The organism is Herbiconiux daphne (genome assembly GCF_024979295.1).
GTDB classification, from domain to species: Bacteria; Actinomycetota; Actinomycetes; order Actinomycetales; family Microbacteriaceae; genus Herbiconiux; species Herbiconiux daphnes.
In genome coordinates this window covers 1-589 of record NZ_JANLCJ010000590.1, presented here as the reverse complement: position 1 = coordinate 589, position 589 = coordinate 1, and the positions used below count along the sequence as shown (strand labels likewise).

General features: G+C 41.1%; 2 protein-coding genes. Both read right to left on the bottom strand.

The window, feature by feature from the left end; genetic code table 11:
* Window positions 1-190 (bottom strand): M15 family metallopeptidase domain-containing protein (locus N1032_RS26625; protein WP_259543666.1); only part of this gene is annotated, 190 nt, incomplete at its 3' end.
* Between the two features lies 1 nt (window position 191).
* Window positions 192-491 carry a phage holin family protein gene (locus tag N1032_RS26620; RefSeq protein WP_259543665.1) on the bottom strand — a complete coding sequence of 100 codons (300 nt, stop codon included), beginning with the start codon at window positions 489-491 and terminating at the stop codon, window positions 192-194.
* Between the last annotated feature and the right edge of the window lie 98 nt (window positions 492-589).

Genomic DNA, 589 nt, shown 5'->3' with positions numbered 1-589 from the left:
CTGCATCCCCTGTCAAGTGTCTACTCTCTAGAGTCTGTGTTTTCTTTTCAGCGAGCAGTTGTTTCTGTTTTGCTGGAGTACGAAGCCCTTCTGTCACAACAAAAGGAAGACGTGAAGCAGCTAGCTCAATCACTTTAACCAGCTGAGGCTTCACTCCAATCAAATTCTTTTTACTGCGTTCGTTTAGCATCTTATTCACCTAAACCTAGTTTTGATTTAATCATATCACTAATACCTGTAGCACCAATATAACCAATCATAGCAGCAACCAATACAGCAGCTTCTGGATTCATTCCCATAGTGCGAAGGAAAGCGTCAACACCCCAACCAATTGCACCACAGAAGAGAACATCAACAAAGCTATCCCTCGCACTATCGTTTTTCTTATAATGGGCTAAGGCATTAATAGCAGCAGCTAATAAACCATAGCCCAATTGAGCACGATAGAGATGGAAGAAATGCCAGAATGCAGACAAATTATTTTGATCCATCTCTATCTCCTTATTGCTTAGCTTCTAGTTCTTCAACACGTTTAGTGAGAGCTTGAACTGCTTGAGTAAGTTTAGCAATCATTGCTACAGCATCGAGT